Origin of the sequence: Streptomyces sp. NPDC058470, from assembly GCF_042721055.1 — a bacterium.
Lineage (GTDB): Bacteria > Actinomycetota > Actinomycetes > Streptomycetales > Streptomycetaceae > Streptomyces.
In genome coordinates this window covers 33,270-47,862 of sequence record NZ_JBHXMF010000010.1, presented here as the reverse complement: position 1 = coordinate 47,862, position 14,593 = coordinate 33,270, and the positions used below count along the sequence as shown (strand labels likewise).

At 70.3% G+C, this 14,593-nt stretch carries 12 protein-coding genes; 8 read left to right on the top strand and 4 right to left on the bottom strand.

The features are described 5' to 3' along the window. Positions 1–27: 27 nt before the first annotated feature. Positions 28–1,539, bottom strand: a complete 1,512-nt coding sequence (locus ACFWP7_RS09810) for a sensor histidine kinase (RefSeq protein WP_384378782.1) — start codon at positions 1,537–1,539, stop codon at positions 28–30. Continuing rightward, entirely contained in the window at positions 1,536–2,288 is a 753-nt protein-coding gene (locus ACFWP7_RS09805; RefSeq protein ID WP_384378779.1) for a response regulator transcription factor, read from the bottom strand. Before ACFWP7_RS09805 ends, ACFWP7_RS09810 begins: the two co-directional genes overlap by 4 nt. 365 nt (positions 2,289–2,653) lie before the next feature. Between ACFWP7_RS09805 and ACFWP7_RS09800 the strand changes: the two genes are divergently transcribed. The 5 genes from ACFWP7_RS09800 (at position 2,654) to ACFWP7_RS09780 (ending at position 7,072) form a co-directional block, all read left to right on the top strand. Further along, positions 2,654–4,672: an ArnT family glycosyltransferase gene (locus ACFWP7_RS09800; RefSeq protein WP_384378776.1), complete on the top strand. Its 2,019-nt coding sequence runs from the start codon at positions 2,654–2,656 to the stop codon at positions 4,670–4,672. A gap of 328 nt (positions 4,673–5,000) precedes the next feature. Further along, positions 5,001–5,363 (top strand): sortase-dependent protein, encoded by a 363-nt coding sequence (locus tag ACFWP7_RS09795; protein ID WP_384378773.1) that lies wholly within the window; start codon positions 5,001–5,003, stop codon positions 5,361–5,363. Continuing rightward, the gene (locus ACFWP7_RS09790) at positions 5,360–5,986 is read left to right on the top strand and encodes a class F sortase (protein ID WP_384378770.1); all 627 of its coding nucleotides are present in this window, start codon (positions 5,360–5,362) and stop codon (positions 5,984–5,986) included. Before ACFWP7_RS09795 ends, ACFWP7_RS09790 begins: the two co-directional genes overlap by 4 nt. 107 nt (positions 5,987–6,093) lie before the next feature. Beyond that, a complete protein-coding gene (locus tag ACFWP7_RS09785; RefSeq protein WP_384378767.1) occupies positions 6,094–6,585 on the top strand; it encodes an RNA polymerase sigma factor in 492 nt (163 codons plus the stop codon). Further along, positions 6,569–7,072 carry a hypothetical protein gene (locus ACFWP7_RS09780; RefSeq protein ID WP_384378764.1) on the top strand — a complete coding sequence of 168 codons (504 nt, stop codon included), beginning with the start codon at positions 6,569–6,571 and terminating at the stop codon, positions 7,070–7,072. The genes ACFWP7_RS09785 and ACFWP7_RS09780 overlap by 17 nt, the downstream gene beginning before the upstream one ends. On the opposite strand, the gene ACFWP7_RS09775 is transcribed toward ACFWP7_RS09780, so the two are convergent. Beyond that, positions 7,073–7,768, bottom strand: a complete 696-nt coding sequence (locus tag ACFWP7_RS09775; RefSeq protein ID WP_384379051.1) for an IclR family transcriptional regulator — start codon at positions 7,766–7,768, stop codon at positions 7,073–7,075. It lies immediately after the preceding gene. A gap of 128 nt (positions 7,769–7,896) precedes the next feature. Here ACFWP7_RS09775 and ACFWP7_RS09770 point away from each other — a divergent pair, with 128 nt between their 5' ends. After that, positions 7,897–8,547: a nitroreductase family protein gene (locus tag ACFWP7_RS09770; RefSeq protein WP_384378761.1), complete on the top strand. Its 651-nt coding sequence runs from the start codon at positions 7,897–7,899 to the stop codon at positions 8,545–8,547. 59 nt (positions 8,548–8,606) lie between these two features. Next, a complete protein-coding gene (locus ACFWP7_RS09765; RefSeq protein ID WP_384378758.1) occupies positions 8,607–9,137 on the top strand; it encodes a hypothetical protein in 531 nt (176 codons plus the stop codon). Here the strand turns inward: ACFWP7_RS09765 and ACFWP7_RS09760 are convergent. Further along, positions 9,127–10,281: a serine hydrolase domain-containing protein gene (locus ACFWP7_RS09760; protein ID WP_384378755.1), complete on the bottom strand. Its 1,155-nt coding sequence runs from the start codon at positions 10,279–10,281 to the stop codon at positions 9,127–9,129. The genes ACFWP7_RS09765 and ACFWP7_RS09760 overlap by 11 nt on opposite strands. 678 nt (positions 10,282–10,959) lie before the next feature. Here ACFWP7_RS09760 and ACFWP7_RS09755 point away from each other — a divergent pair. Further along, on the top strand, positions 10,960–14,556 hold the full coding sequence (locus tag ACFWP7_RS09755; RefSeq protein WP_384378752.1) for a LamG-like jellyroll fold domain-containing protein: 3,597 nt from the start codon (positions 10,960–10,962) through the stop codon (positions 14,554–14,556). Positions 14,557–14,593 lie beyond the last annotated feature (37 nt).

Genomic DNA, 14,593 nt, shown 5'->3' with positions numbered 1-14,593 from the left:
GGGCGGATGCCGGGTCTCCGGCTGCTTTTAAAGGGGAATCTCAGGCAGTAGCACGGTGAACACCGTCGAACCCGGGACGCTCTGGAAGGTCAGAGTGCCCTCGTGGGCCTCCACGATGGCCGCCGCGATGGACAGGCCGAGGCCCGCACCGGCACCGCCGTTGACGGCGCCCGGGTTGCCCGGGTGGCGGCGGTCGGCGCGGGTGAAGCGCTCGAAGAGCGTCTGCCGGAGCTCCGGGGTGATTCCGGGGCCGTTGTCCGTGACGGACAAGGTGCAGTGTTCCGGGTCGTGTTGGCCCACCCGGATGGTCACCAGGGTGCCGGCCGGGGTGTGCAGACGGGCGTTGGCCAGGAGGTTCGTCAGTACCTGCGCCAGGCGGTCGCAGTCGCCGGTGACGGTGACCGGCGTCTCGGGCAGGTCCAGGACCCAGCTGTGGCCGGGGCTCGCCGCCCGGGCGTCGTCCGTGCAGTCGATGACCAGGCGGGTCACGTCGACCGGTTCACGCCGCAGCGGGCGGCCGGCGTCGAGGCGGGCGAGCAGCAGCAGGTCGTCGACCATCGCACTCATACGTGCCGCCTCGGCGGCCACCCGGTCGAGGGCCCGCTCGACCTTGGCGGGCACCGGGCCGGGGTGGCGCAGAGCGAGTTCGGCGTGGCCGCGGATCGAAGCGACCGGGGTGCGCAGTTCATGGCTGGCGTCGGCGGCGAAGCTGCGCAGCCGCTCCTCACTGGTGTGACGTTTGGCCAGCGCCTCCTGGACGTGGCCGAGCATGCGGTCGAGGGCGGCGGCCACCTGGCCCGCCTCGCTGTGCGGGTCGCCTGCCGCCGTCGGGCCCGGCAGGGTGACCGCACCGCTGTCCAGTTTCAGGGCGGCGACGGCAGCCGCGGTGTCCGCCACCCGGCGCAGGGGGCGCAGCGAGCGGCGTACCCACAGGGCACCGGCGACTCCGGTGATCACCAGTGCTCCGCCGAAGACCACGGAGGAGGCCATGGCCAGGCGGTTCACCGTGTCCTGGAGCGGCGCCAACGGCAGGCCGCTGACCAGGATGTCGTCGTCCTTTCCCGCGCACGCGTAGACGCGGTAGTCGCCGAGGGTCGAGAGGGTGACGCTGTGGGCGCTGCCGTCGGTGGGGATGCCGTTGAGCGTGGCTTCGTCGGCCGCGTCGAGGGTGACCCAGGTGCGCCGGTTGGCCCGGACGACGGCGGCGTCACTGATCCTCGCGTCGGTCAGCCGTGCGCCGAAGGTGCCGATCGCCTGCCCACGTGTGTCGGCGCTCCTGTCGACCATCGTGCGTCCTTGGTCGTTGTCCGTGACTGTCTGCTGCTCCGTGAGTTGTCGCAGCGTGGAGGGGAACAGGCAGCCGGAGTCGGCGAGTTGGTGATCGAGTTGGCCGGTGAGGTAGCTGCGCAGCGCGAACACGCTCGTCAGACCGACGGTCGCGCAGCTCAGCGCGAGCAGGACGACCAGGCCACAGGTGAGCTTGGCGCGCAGCGTGCGGGGGCGCAGCCGGTCCATCCGGGAGCGCGTCGCCGGGTTCATGACGTGGTGGGTTTGAGGACGTAGCCGACTCCGCGCACGGTATGGATCATCGGCGGTCGACCGGCGTCCACCTTCTTGCGCAGATATGAGATGTACAGCTCGACCACATGTGCGTGGCGGCCGTAGTCGTACGACCAGATCCGCTCCAGGATCAGCGTCTTGCTGAGCACCTGGCGCGGATGCTGCATCAGCAGCCGCAGCAGGGCGTACTCGGTGGGGGAGAGGGCGATGACCTCACCGTCCCGGGTGACTTCGTGGGCGTCCTCGTCGAGTACCAGATCGCCGACGGTCAACGCGGTCTCTCCCGCACTCCGGCGAGCCATGCCCGCCCGCCGCAGCAGGCCGTGCAGCCGGGCGGTGACCTCGTCCAGGCTGAACGGCTTGGTGACGTAGTCGTCGCCGCCCGCCCGGATCCCGGCGACCCGGTCCTCGACCGCGTCCCGTGCGGTGAGGAACAGCACACAGACCAGGGGGAGTTCGGCGCGGATCTCGCGCAGCACCGTGAACCCGTCGGCGTCGGGGAGCATCACGTCGAGGATCACCGCGTCCGGCCGGAACTCGGCCGTTGTCCGCACCGCCGTCGCCCGGTCCGCAGCCGGGCGGGCGTCGTAGCCCTCGTAGGCCAGCGCCCCGCACAACACCTCGGTGAGGTCCGGCTCGTCGTCGACCACGAGAACCCGGACACGGGTGCCGTCGGGGCGGACCAGTGGCGGCGCCGTGGCCGCGGGGTCCGCAGGGCGTGGAGTCACCGTGACATCACTACCGCCCGATTCTGAGATTCACCTGAGATGTACGCGCCCGGTGCGCGGGTTCGGAGCAGGGCATCGGGCGGTCGGCTCACCGATGACGCGCTCTTCTTCCTGGTCAGCGGTGCTCCACGGCCCGGGGAGGACGTGCTCGGGCAACTGGCCCTGAACCAGGCGCTGAGAGCGGCCTGAGAGGTCTGCCGTGCAGGGTGACGGCCGGGCCGAGGGGGACTCCACGGCGCCGGGCCGAGGGGGACTCCACGGCGCCAGGCCAAGGGGCACTTCAGGGCCAGGCCGTGGGGGACTTCAGGGCCAGGCCAAGAAGGCGCTCCCACATCCCGACGTTCACCCCCCCCACAAGGAGACACATGACCACGCTCAACCCCTCCGTCCTTGAGGGCCCATTGCCACCTCGGACGGCTGAGGACGTCGGTCGCGCGGCCAGGCCGTCATGGGAACGGCCCGCCTTCTGGGCGCTGTTGTGCATCGCGGCGGTGGCCTTCCTCTGGGATCTGGGGGCGTCGGGCTTCGGGAACGAGTTCTACGCGGCGGCCACTCAGGCGGGCGGCGAAAGCTGGAAGGCCGCCTTCTTCGGGGCATCGGACGCCGGGAACTCCATCACCGTGGACAAGCCACCGGTCGCGCTGTGGCCCATGGACATCTCCGTGCGCCTCTTCGGACTCGGGTCCTGGCAGATCCTCGTCCCCGAGGCGCTGATGGGCGTCGCCACCGTCGGCGTGCTGTACGCGGCCGTGCGGCGACTGTACGGACCGGCCGCCGGTCTGCTGGCCGGTGCGCTGTTGGCGCTGACTCCGGTCGCCGCCCTGATGTTCCGCTTCAACAATCCCGACGCGCTGCTGACCCTGCTCATGGTGTGCGCCCTGTACTGCTTCCAGCGCGCCCTGGAAGGGAACCGGGCCGTCCGCTGGATGGTGCTCACCGGGGTCTGCTTCGGTCTCGCCTTCCTGGTCAAGACCCTGCAGGCGTGGCTGATCCTGCCTGCTCTGACGCTGGTCTACCTGGTCTGCGCGGCCCAGCCGCTGGGCAGGCGGATCGGCCATGTCCTGCTGGCCGGGGCCGCGATCGTGGTCAGCAGTGGCTGGTGGGTGGCCATCGTCGAACTGTGGCCCGCCGACTCCCGCCCGTACGTGGGCGGCTCCACCAACAACAGCTTTCTCGACCTGACCCTCGGCTACAACGGACTGGGCCGACTCACCGGTGAGGAGAAGGGCGGCGGCGTCGGCGGTGGCTCCTCAACGAGCGGCATGCCAGGCGGCGCCGGAGGCAGGGGCGAGGCCGGCGGCATCACCCGCATGTTCGACAGCGCGCTGGGCAGCCAGATCTCCTGGCTCCTGCCCGCGGCGCTGATCCTTCTGGTGGCCGCGCTGGTGGTCACCCGCAGGGCCGCCCGAACCGACCTGCACCGTGCGGGCTTTCTGGCCTGGGGCGGCGCCCTGCTGTGCACCGCGGTGACCTTCAGCTTCATGTCCGGGATCTTCCACGAGTACTACACCGTCGCGCTGGCTCCGTACATCGCCGCGCTCGTCGCCATGGGCACGGTCCTCCTCTGGCGCCTGCGAGGCCGCGCCGCAGCGGCGGCCCTGGCGGCGACGGTCGCGGCAACGGCGGTGTGGGCGTTCGTCCTGCTCGGCCGTGCGGAGGGCTGGTCCTCCCCACTGCGCTGGCCGGTACTGGTCGTCGGGGTGCTGGCGGCAGCCGGGATCGCGCTCGCGCGTTTCCTTCCGCGGCGCCTGGCTCTCGGGGCGACGGGGCTCGCGCTCGCAGCCGTACTGGCCGGACCGGCTTCCTACACGTGGGCCACGGTCACCACGGCACACACCGGCCAGACCCCTCTCGCCGGCCCCGTCTCGGGAGCCGACGCACAGGGACACGGCGGACCCCCTGGCGCAGGCGCACCCGAAAGCGGGGCAGCGCAAAGCGGCGGGCAGAGCGGTACCGCTGCCTCTGGACAAGGCGCACCATCCGGTACGGCGAAGGGTGGCAGCGGCAGCAGACTGGGGAGCGTCGACGCGGTCACGCCTCAACTGCGGGCCACGCTGGCCGCGGACGCCTCGGCCTACACCTGGGTGGCCGCGACCGTCGCCTCGGACAATCAGACCTGGCTGCAACTCGCCGTCGGCGAACCGGTCATGCCCATCGGCGACTTCAGCGGCGGAGACCCGGCACCGACCCTGGCCCAGTTCAAGCAGTACGTCGCCGACGGGAAGATCCACTATTTCGTGGCCCAGGGCGACGAAGACGGCGGCTTCAGCCGCGACGGCACCGACACCACCGGATCACAGATCTCCGCCTGGGTGACGACGACGTTCACCCCGCAGACCGTGGGCTCGACGACGCTGTACGACCTCACCGCGGTGACGGGTTGATCTCGGGTCGGGTCGCGGTGACGGGTTGATCTCGGGTCGGGTCGCGGTGACGGGTTGATCTCGCGTCGGGTCCCCGCGACGAGTTGATCTCGCGTCGCGCCGCGGCCACCAGCTGATCTCACGTCAGCCACCGGACTCCATGGCTCACGTTGCTCGCTCGCCATGTGCAGGGCGACCGGGCAACGCGAGGCTCCGGGTTCGACAGGCAGCCGGCACCCACCTTTGCCATCTCTTTGCAACGCGCCCCACCGCTGCTTCGTCTCTCCTCGCGATCCGTACCCAGCCCGCCGGTCAAGAGCGCGGGCGGACCGATGAAAGAGAGCGATTCATGCGCCGAACTGTCCTGAGCGCCATGGCACTCGCGTGCACCGCCGTGCTGGCGAGCACGGTGCCCGCGTTCGCCGACGGGACTTCGCCGAGCCCGGTCCCCACCCGCGCGGCCCAGAGCGTGTCCCCGACCCCGGTTCCGAGCGCCGAACCGAGCAAGGCGCCCGCCCAGAGCGCCGAACCGACGAAGGCGCCTGCTCCGAGCGAGGTCGCCGAGGTGCCGAAGGGAGCGCCCGACACCGGTGTGGCGTCGGCACAGTCCGGAACCGACGGCGCGCTGATCGGTGGGGGCGCGGCCGCGGTCTTCGCGGCGGGCGGCGCGGTGTTCTATCTCGTACGGCGTCGGCAGGCGACCGGGGCATGACCTCGCCCTCCCGGCGCGCGTTCACCACCGCGGCGGTGGCCTCGCTGCTCGTGAGCTGCGGTGCCGGCGGCCGGGCCGGGGAACAGCCCGTGACCGCGCGCCCCGGCACGAGTGGGAGCACCTCGCCGTCCTCGCGGTCCTCCGCGAAGGCGACGCATGCCCTCGCACGTTCGGTCCCGGTCAGGCTGCAGATCCCGGCCATCGAGGTCGACACCCCGGTCATGCGGCTCGGTCTGGCCTCGGACGGCACCGTGCAGGTCCCCCCGATCACGGCGCACGACCAGGCGGGCTGGTACGAGCACTCGCCGACGCCGGGGCAGACCGGCCCGTCGGTGATCCTCGGCCATGTCACGGTCGGCGACTACGGGGACGGCGTCTTCCGTCATCTCGCGGGGCTGCAGCAGGGAGACAGGATCGAGGCGCGCCTGGAGAACGGCACAGCGGCGGTGTTCGGAGTCACCTCCATACGGACGGTCGCCAAGGCGGACTTCCCGACGGACGACGTCTACGGTGACGTGGGCCGGCCGGAGCTGCGGCTCATCACCTGCGGCGGGACGCTCACCGATGACGGCTACCCCGACAACGTGATCGTCTTCGCCGCGCTGAGCGACGCAAGTCCCTGATCCGCCCACCGCCCCCTGGAACACGGATCCTGGGCCGTTGTGCCGTACGACAGCGGCCCGGGATCCTTTCCTCACCCCCCACGAGTGCATCACGACCATGGAGAGCGTTGAAACGGTCCCGCGAGAAGGCAGCGTCCGAACTGTTCGCCGCCCTCTATCCGCGCCTCGCCGGCTGGTGCCGTCGCCTGGTCGACGACGACGAGACGGCCCACGAGATCGCCTCGGAGGCGTTCACCCGGCTCTGGGCCCGCTGGACATCGGTGGAGGAGCCGCGTGGGTTCCTCTATGTCACCGCGGCCAACCTCGTCCGGGACCACTGGCGCAAGACCGAGCGCGAACGCAGAGCCGTGCGCCGCGCGACGGTCGAAGCCGCCGTACGCCCGCAGATCGAACAGGCGGACCCCTCGGTACGCCTGCTCGTGCAGTCCCTGCCGGAACGACTGCGCGTCCCGATCCTGCTGCACTACTACGCTGACATGCCGATCCGGGAGGTTTCCGTGCTGACCGGGCGCAAGGAAGGAACCGTCAAGGCCGACCTCCACGCGGCCCGAGAACTGCTGCGAGCCCACCTGAGGAGAAGCCTTGATCACACACTCTGACCACGGTCCGGACTCCGACCCCGACGACCCCCTCGCCATCATCCTGCGGCCCTCCTCCGAGTACCTCGGCCCGCCCCCGGGCCGCTACGAGGCGATCCGCCGCGGTGCGGTCCGCCGGCGGCTGCTCCGCGCCGCCGCCGGGGTCGGCCTGTCGTGCGCGGTCGCCGCCGTCATCTCGCTGCCCGTCCTCCTGGCGACGCCCGAGCCCGCCGTTTCCCCGACGGTCCCCCTCGCCCCGCCCCCTGCGACCAGCCCGCTGCCCGCGTCCAGCGCCACGCCCGCTCCTCCGGCCAAGAGCAGCCCTTCATCGGCGCCCACCCCGTCGGCGAGGCCCGATCCCGTCGACTCCGGCCCCAGCGAGGGCGCCTTGACCGGCAGCCTCAGCACCCCGACCCGTGCGCCGTCGGAGACACCGCGCTCCCCGGTCTCCGAGGCGTCGACGGTTCCGGGCACGGCCGAGCCCACACAAGCGGCCTCGCAGGGGTGACTACCGTCGCGCCGCCGCACCCGGAGGCGCGTCGAGTGCTCGGCCGATGGCGGCCGCTGCCTCCCGTACGGCGGGAGCGAGCCGGTCCTGCGGGGCGGCGGTTCCGGTGGTCACAGCGACCGCGGCCACGGTGAGGCCGGCCCGTGACACCGGGGCGGCCAGGGAGAGTTCACCGAGCCGGTACTCCTCGTGGGCTCCGGCCAGACCGGTCTCACGGATCCGCGCCAACTGGGCGCGGAGGGGGCCGGGCACCGTCAGGGTGTACGGGGTGTGGCGTACGACGCCGGCAGGCGGGCCGTGTCCGTACGTCAGCAGGACCTTCCCCGCCGCGGTCGCGTGCAGCGGCAGCCGTTCGCCGGTCACCAGACACAGTGCGGTGCCGTCCGCCGGGACCGCGACGTCCGCGTGGCCGCCCGTACGGGCTGTCAGCGCGCGCAGCGCGGGAAGCGCGGCGTCAAGGAGCCCGCGCGGACAGGGGGCCGCGGCGCCGAGCGCCCGGATGCGCGTACCGAGACGGTAGGAGCCGTCGGTGGCGCGCTCCAGGCCGCCCCAGGCGACCAGTTCGCGGACCATGCGCAGCGCGGTCGCCAGCGGGAGTCCGGTGCGGCGCGCGATCTCGGTCAGCCGCAGGGTGTCCGGCGCGCCCTCGAACGCGTCCAGCACCGAGAAGACCCGCCCCGCGACGCTCTCACCCATGAAACTCACCCATGACGCTCCCTCATGGCTGTGTACCGCCTTTCGTTCGTCACGTCCTGACCGCACCGCTTTCACTCACCGAAAGCGGTGCGTTGCCCGCTCACCGCGCCGCCCGCGATGGTCAACACATGACTCTCGATCTCTCTTCCGACGAGCTGCTCTCCACCACCCGCGCGGTACGCCACCGCCTCGACCTCACCCGCCCGGTACCCCGTCAACTCCTCGAAGAATGCGTGGACCTGGCCGTCCAGGCGCCCACCGGACGCAACCGCCAGCGCTGGCACTTCGTGATCGTCACGGACGAGGAGCGGCGGGCCGCGCTCGCCGAGGTCTGGCGCGCGGGTGTGTCCACGCCCGGCGTCTCCGACCCCGTCCCGACCCGCGACGTACGGCGGGCCAATGTCGCCCCGGGGGTCATGAACCGCGTCTTCTCCGGCGTGACGCACCTCTACGCGCACCTCCACGAGGTCCCGGCGCTCGTGATCCCCTGTGTCGAGGGCCGCACGGAGGACGCGCCGGTCATCCGACAGGCCGGTACCTGGGGCTCGATCCTCCCTGCCATGTGGAGCTTCATGCTGGCGGCCCGCGCCCGCGGCCTCGGCACCTGCTGGACGACCGGCAACCTCGTCCACGAGAAGGAGGCCGCCCGCATCCTCGGGATCCCTTACGGCGAGGTCATGCAGGCGGCCCTGATCCCGGTCGCGTACACCCTCGGCACCGACTTCCGCCCGGCTCGCAGGGTGCCCCGCGAGGAGGTGCTGCACTGGGACGGGTGGTGAGCCACGAACACGAGGGGATCAGTTTTGAACGTGTTCAACTCTAGGCGTACGCTCCTTTCATGAGCGAGAGATCCGCCCTTCTGAAGGGCATCCGCGCGTGGTTGGCCTGCTTCGTCGTCTGCCTGGTGCTCAGCGGGGCCACGGCCTTCCCTCTGGTGCACGAACTGCGCTGGACCGAGGACGTGTTGAGGGCGCTCTCCGTGCCCCAACACCTTCCCGGGCTGATGGACTGGATCGAGCAGGTGCGCCAAGGGCTCGACGCCACCGACGCGGAGTACCCCTTCGTGCTCTACGGCACGGACTGGCTGGCGTTCGCGCATCTGGTGATCGCGGTCGCCTTCTACGGGCCCTACCGCGACCCCGTACGCAACGTCTGGGTCGTCGAGTTCGGCATGATCGCCTGCGCCGGGATCATCCCGCTCGCACTGATCTGCGGGCCGATCCGCGGAATCCCCTTGTGGTGGACGGGCATCGACATGTCGTTCGGGATCATCGGGGTGATCCCGCTGTACGCGGTACGCAGGAAGATCAAGCACTTGGAGACGCTCACCGCCGTCGCATCGCCGACGGCGGCCGCCGTCACATCGTGAACGTCGCCCGCACGATGCGCTCGGCGACCGGATTCATCCCTTGCCCCTTCGCGTCGGTCGAGTTGACGGAGTAGACGAGGGTCCGGGACAGGTCGCGGGTGGCGGCGATGATCGTGTTGTAGCCCCAGCGGCCGCCGGACTTCAGCCACAACTCCGTGCCGTCCTGGGCGACATACCGCTGGAGCCCCGCGCTCATCGTGGCCCCGGGAATGCCGGCCGGGACCGTGAACATCTCCCTCAACTGCCTCTGCGGCACCACCTGTCCACGGAAGAGGGCCTTCAGGAACCGCTCCAGATCCACCGTCGTGGAGATCATGTCGCCCGCCGCCCAGGCGTCCGTCGCGCCCCATACGGTGACATCACGCAACTCGGTCGTGCCGTCGGCGTGCGGGACGCTCTGGTAGCCGCGGTTGTGCGGCCCGTTGATGGTCGGGTCGGTGCCGGGGAAGTAGGTGTGCCGCATCCCCAGCGGTTCGAAGATCCGGCGTGCCGCCTCCTGCTCGTACGAGTGGCCGGTGAGCCGTTCGACCAGCAGTGCGAGCACGGTGTAGTTGATGTTGAGGTACTGCTGCTGGGTGCCCGGTATGAACGTGGGCTCCTTGGCGGTGGCCGAGGCGAGCATCTCCTGGGGTGTGTGGAGGTCGAAGCGGTGCGCGTACACCTCCTCGAAGGTGTTGCCGGGGAAGTCGGCGGACGGGATCCCGCTGGTGTGGTTCAGCAACTGCCGGACGGTGACGGTCTCGTACGCCGCCGGAATCAGGTCCGGAAGATAGTCCCGGACGGGCCGGCCGAGGTCTGCCTTTCCCTCCGCCACGAGCTGGAGCACGACCGCCGCCGTGACCACCTTCGTCGTCGAACCCGCCCGGAACAGCCCGTTCGGGTCCGCCGCCGAGCCGCTTTCGAGATCGTGCACCCCTGCGGTCCCGCGCCAGCTCCCGTCGGTGCCCCCGACCCGTACCAGCGCGGCCGTCGCGTCGTCGTCCGGCAGCCCGGCGAGCGCGGCGGTGAGTGCGTCCGCGTCCGGGCCCGCGGTGGTGGGCCGGGTGACCCCGGCGGGGGATGCGAGGGCGGGGGCGGCCAGCGGGCCCGCCGCCAGGCCCAGGGCGAGGGTGGCGGCGACGGCTGTGACGGCGCGTGTGCGCATGGGCTGCTCCTGGTGGGCGGGGGCGTTTGAGGTCATCCTCCGGCCGCACGCGCCCACCCGGATCCTCTCTGGGGAGGGGTCTGTCCCTGGTGTAAACCCTGAGTAACTCCCCTACTGGACAAGGGTGTTGTCAGGGATCACCCCTAAGACGCCACAGGCGCTTCGTCGCGGGGCCCCGACCGGCCGACCGACAGCCGGGTACATCGGCGGCGACCGCACCTCCGCGATCTGACCCGCTGTGAGACGCGCGCCGACGCGCCGCGAGGCACGATCGGCGACCACGAAGCGGGCTGCGACTGCTCGGGCGACGCCGCGTCCCACACGCCAGTCATGGGCCGTACCGACCGCGGGCTGAAGTTGCAGAAGGCGTCGAGAGCGGCCTGCCACGGGACCCTGGCCTCGGGGGACCTCCTGCCGCTCCAGCCTGGGGTGTGTTGCTGATTGTTGGTTAGTGCTCGGAATTTGAGGGACATGTTGTATTCACATCAATTTGATTGACGATGCTCCATCAACTGTGGGATCTTCGAAAAGTCGTGAAGATCATGTGAAGGTGCGGGGGGTAGGGGCATGGGTGGGGCTTCTTTGCGCTGTCCGGAGGGCGGGCGCGTCGGCCGGGTAAGACGATTCGTCTCCGGTCTGACGGTGACAGCACTGCTGGCAGCTCTGCCTGCGTTGGGTGTGGCTGCGCCAATTGCGAAAGCGGAGGCTGCGGAGTCTTCGACGTCCGAGGCGTCGGCGGCGCTGGAGCAGGCGGCGGCTTCTGGGGACGAGGTCGAGGTCGTCGCCGAGCGCGGGGAGTACTCCACGACGTATGCCAACCCGGACGGCTACTCCTTCACCCTGGAACAGTCCGCGGTCCCGGTGCGCGCGGCCTTGCCGGACGGGTCGTGGGCGGCGCCGGATGCGACGTTGGAGCTCCGGGCCGACGGCTCGATAGGGCCGAAGGCGGCTGTGGCGGAAATAGCCTTCTCCGCCGGTGGCGATGGCGCCGGTCTGGTCACGCTGGCCAAGGACGGGACTTGGCTGCGCCTGGGCTGGCCGGGAACCCTGCCGAAACCCACGTTGGACGGTGCCTCGGCCACGTACGCGGATGTGTTGCCCGGGGTGGACCTGCGGCTGATGGCGACGGTCGAGGGCGTCCGGCAGGTGCTGATCGTCAAGTCCGCGGAGGCGGCGGCCAATCCGGAGCTGGAGAGGATCGAGTTCTCGCTCGAGACCCAGGGCCTGACGGTAAGCAGCCGCGCGGGCGGTGGTCTGGCCGCGGTGGACGAGGACGGCAACACGGTGTTCCGCTCCCCTGCCGCCCGGATGTGGGACTCGGCCGGTGACGCCGACGCGGCCGGGACATCCACCATGTCGCTCCCCTTGGCCACCGACGGCGATCCCGTCCAGGACGGTGACGGCGAGTCCGTCGCCGACCCGGCCGAGGGCCCCGGTGACGGTGACGCCTCCGCCGTACTGCCCGTGACGGTCACCGCGGACGCGGTGGCGGTTGTGCCCGACGTGGACTTGCTGGGCGGCGATGACACGGTCTACCCGCTGTACATCGACCCGGACGTGGCGCTGGAGGAGTCCGAGCGCACTGTGCTGTCTTCGGACGGCGACACCTTCTACAACTTCTCCGGCGGCGACGACGGCGAGGGCGTCGGCTACTGCGGCACCTATGTCACGGGCGGATACGCCTACTACTGCGGTTCGGGTTACAAGCAGCGCATGTACTTCGAGTTCTCGCCGTCCAGGCTCGCGGGCAAGCACGTACTCGACGCCACCTTCCGGGTGACCGAGCGCTGGTCGATGTCGTGTACGAAGACAGTCGTCGAGCTGGTGCGGACCGGCAACATCTCTTCCGCGACGCGTTGGCCGGGTCCGACGGCGGGCTGGGATGTCGTGGGAGACCGGACGGTGGCGGCGGGGCGGGGCTCATTGTGCGACCCGGATCAGCCGGACGCTCCGATCGAGTTCAACGACGACCCGACCCAGAGCTACGAGAACCTGACCTCGACGGTAGCGAAGTTCGCCGCCGGTGACATCTCACGCCTCACGCTGATGGTGAAGGCGGACAACGAGTCCGATCCCAATGGCTGGAAGCGCTTCGACGACGACGCCGTGCTGTCCGTGAAGTACGTCGGGCTGCCTGCCGTACCGACCAGCCCCGGAATCGTGCAGGGAAGCGGCATCAGCTGCGAGACCAGCTCCGCCGATCCGGACATCGTCGCGGACCCGACGCCGATGCTGACGGCGCGGCCGCAGACCGCGCCGGGCGGAGAGAGCGGCGCACACCTTCGGGCGTACTTCTACATCCAGAAGAAGCAGAAGGACGACACCTGGGACGTGGCAACCGAGCCGGTACGGCCCACCAGTGGCTCCGTCGGTGACAACGGACTGGTGTCCTCTCCGTCGCCGATCACGCTCTCTGACGGGGCGTCGTACCGGCTGGCGGTGTTCTCCCGGTCGCTCTACAACGACGACAGCAGTTATCTGCAGTCACATAGCACCGTCACGACCATGAAGGACTGGTGCTACTTCAAGATCGATACGACGGCGCCAAAGGCCCCGTTGATTACCTTTGGCGCTCCGTATTCCGAGTGCACCGCCAACGGCGCCTGCGCCGAGGCCGGCGGACCGGGTACCAAGGCGCAGTTCACCTTCGCTCCAGCGACTGGGGACACCACCAACACCCAGTACCAGTACAAGCTCTCCACCGACAAGACCTGGTCGGCTCCGGTCGCCGGTGCGACGGTCCGCCCGTGGATCACGCCACGGCTGGCGGGCCTGCAACAGCTCCAGGTCCGTGCCAAGGACGCCAACGGCTGGGGCACGAAGTCGATCGTGGAGTTCAAGGTGAAGGAGGGGGAGCCCTCGGTCGGCCACTGGCACTTCGACGATGCCTCGGAGGGCTCGGGAGTGACGACGGCGGCGGACACCGCCACCGAGGGCGCGCGGCACAACGCCACGCTATACACGACCGGGTCGGGCTGGTCCTCGCAGGCACGCCGGGGCGACGGCGACCGTTCGCTCTGGCTGAACGACGTCTCCGACGCCGCGCGCCAGTCCGGGTATGCGGCCACCGCCGAGTCGGTCGTCAACACCAAGTCCTCGTTCACCGTCTCGGCGTGGGCCTATCTCACCGACTCCTCGGCCTTTCGCACCGTCCTGGCGGAGACGGGCAGCGACGGTTCCGGCTTCTCCTTGTACTACTCGCCCGGTGTCCAGCGCTGGGTGTTCCTGTGGAACTGGTACGAGAACGGCGTACGGAAGATCCAGGGCGTCAACGCGACGGCCGCCGGGGTCCCGCTGAACACGTGGACTCAGTTGGCGGGTTCCTACGACTCCGAGAACCGGACCATCAGCCTCTACGTCAACGGGCGGCAGCAGGGCGTACCGGTGGCACTGCCCAGCACGTCGGACGCGACGGTGGCGGACGGCTCGCTGCAGTTCGGCCGGGTCGCCTACACCCCAGGCACCTACGTTAACTACTGGCGCGGTCGGGTCGACGAGGTGGAGGTCTGGCAGCGGCTGCTGGGCGACGGCGAAATCGCCGAGGTGGCCAGACTGCTGGAGGCGGACGACACCGCGGGCGTCGAGCTGGTGGCTGCCTGGGAGCCGGACGGAGCAAGCGGCACATCTCTGACCGACAGGGTCTCCGGTTATGGGCGGACACTCACTCTCGCCGGCGGAGCAGCGCTGGACGGCGAGGCGATCGTGCTTGACGGCACGGACGACGCAGCGTTCACAGCCGGGCCGGTGGTCGACGAGTCCGGTTCCTTCACGGCCACGGCCGCGGTGGAGCTGGACACCACCGCGATGGCGGCCAAGCCGGACGGCTATGTTGCCCAGGTCATCGGCCAGCGCGATGCCAACGGCGCGTCCTGGGGCCTGTGGTTCGAGAAGACCGGAACCCAGCCCGATCCGGAAACCGAGGCGGACCTTTCGGTCGGCAAGTGGTACTTCGGCCGACTGAACGCCGATGGCACCTGGACGGCGGTGGCCTCCGACGAGGCCGCGACCGTCTCGGCCAACAGCGTGACCCAGCTCACGGGTGTGTTCGACGCGTATGCCAACACGATCAGCCTGTACATCGGCACCAACCAGAGCGACTCCGAACTCGCCTACACCGCCGTGGCCGGTTCCGGTGACTTCGCGGTCGGCAAGGGCTTCGTGAACTCCGCTTGGGCCCACTATCTCGCCGGCCGGATCACCGACGTACGGATCTGGGCCGGAGCCATGGCCAGCCAGCAGCAAATAGCCGACACCGTGGGCGCCACCGGTGCCTGACCGCCCGCTCCACCGTCTGGTTCCTGTCCGTCGTGCT

What these genes read in the sequence shown, in the direction of transcription:
- ACFWP7_RS09810 (WP_384378782.1), bottom strand. Translation starts at nt 1,539, where the DNA reads ATGAACCCGGCGACGCGCTCCCGGATGGACCGGCTGCGCCCCCGCACG.
- ACFWP7_RS09800 (WP_384378776.1), top strand. Translation starts at nt 2,654, where the DNA reads ATGACCACGCTCAACCCCTCCGTCCTTGAGGGCCCATTGCCACCTCGG.
- ACFWP7_RS09795 (WP_384378773.1), top strand. Translation starts at nt 5,001, where the DNA reads ATGCGCCGAACTGTCCTGAGCGCCATGGCACTCGCGTGCACCGCCGTG.
- ACFWP7_RS09790 (WP_384378770.1), top strand. Translation starts at nt 5,360, where the DNA reads ATGACCTCGCCCTCCCGGCGCGCGTTCACCACCGCGGCGGTGGCCTCG.
- ACFWP7_RS09775 (WP_384379051.1), bottom strand. Translation starts at nt 7,768, where the DNA reads ATGGGTGAGAGCGTCGCGGGGCGGGTCTTCTCGGTGCTGGACGCGTTC.
- ACFWP7_RS09770 (WP_384378761.1), top strand. Translation starts at nt 7,897, where the DNA reads ATGACTCTCGATCTCTCTTCCGACGAGCTGCTCTCCACCACCCGCGCG.
- ACFWP7_RS09765 (WP_384378758.1), top strand. Translation starts at nt 8,607, where the DNA reads ATGAGCGAGAGATCCGCCCTTCTGAAGGGCATCCGCGCGTGGTTGGCC.
- ACFWP7_RS09760 (WP_384378755.1), bottom strand. Translation starts at nt 10,281, where the DNA reads ATGCGCACACGCGCCGTCACAGCCGTCGCCGCCACCCTCGCCCTGGGC.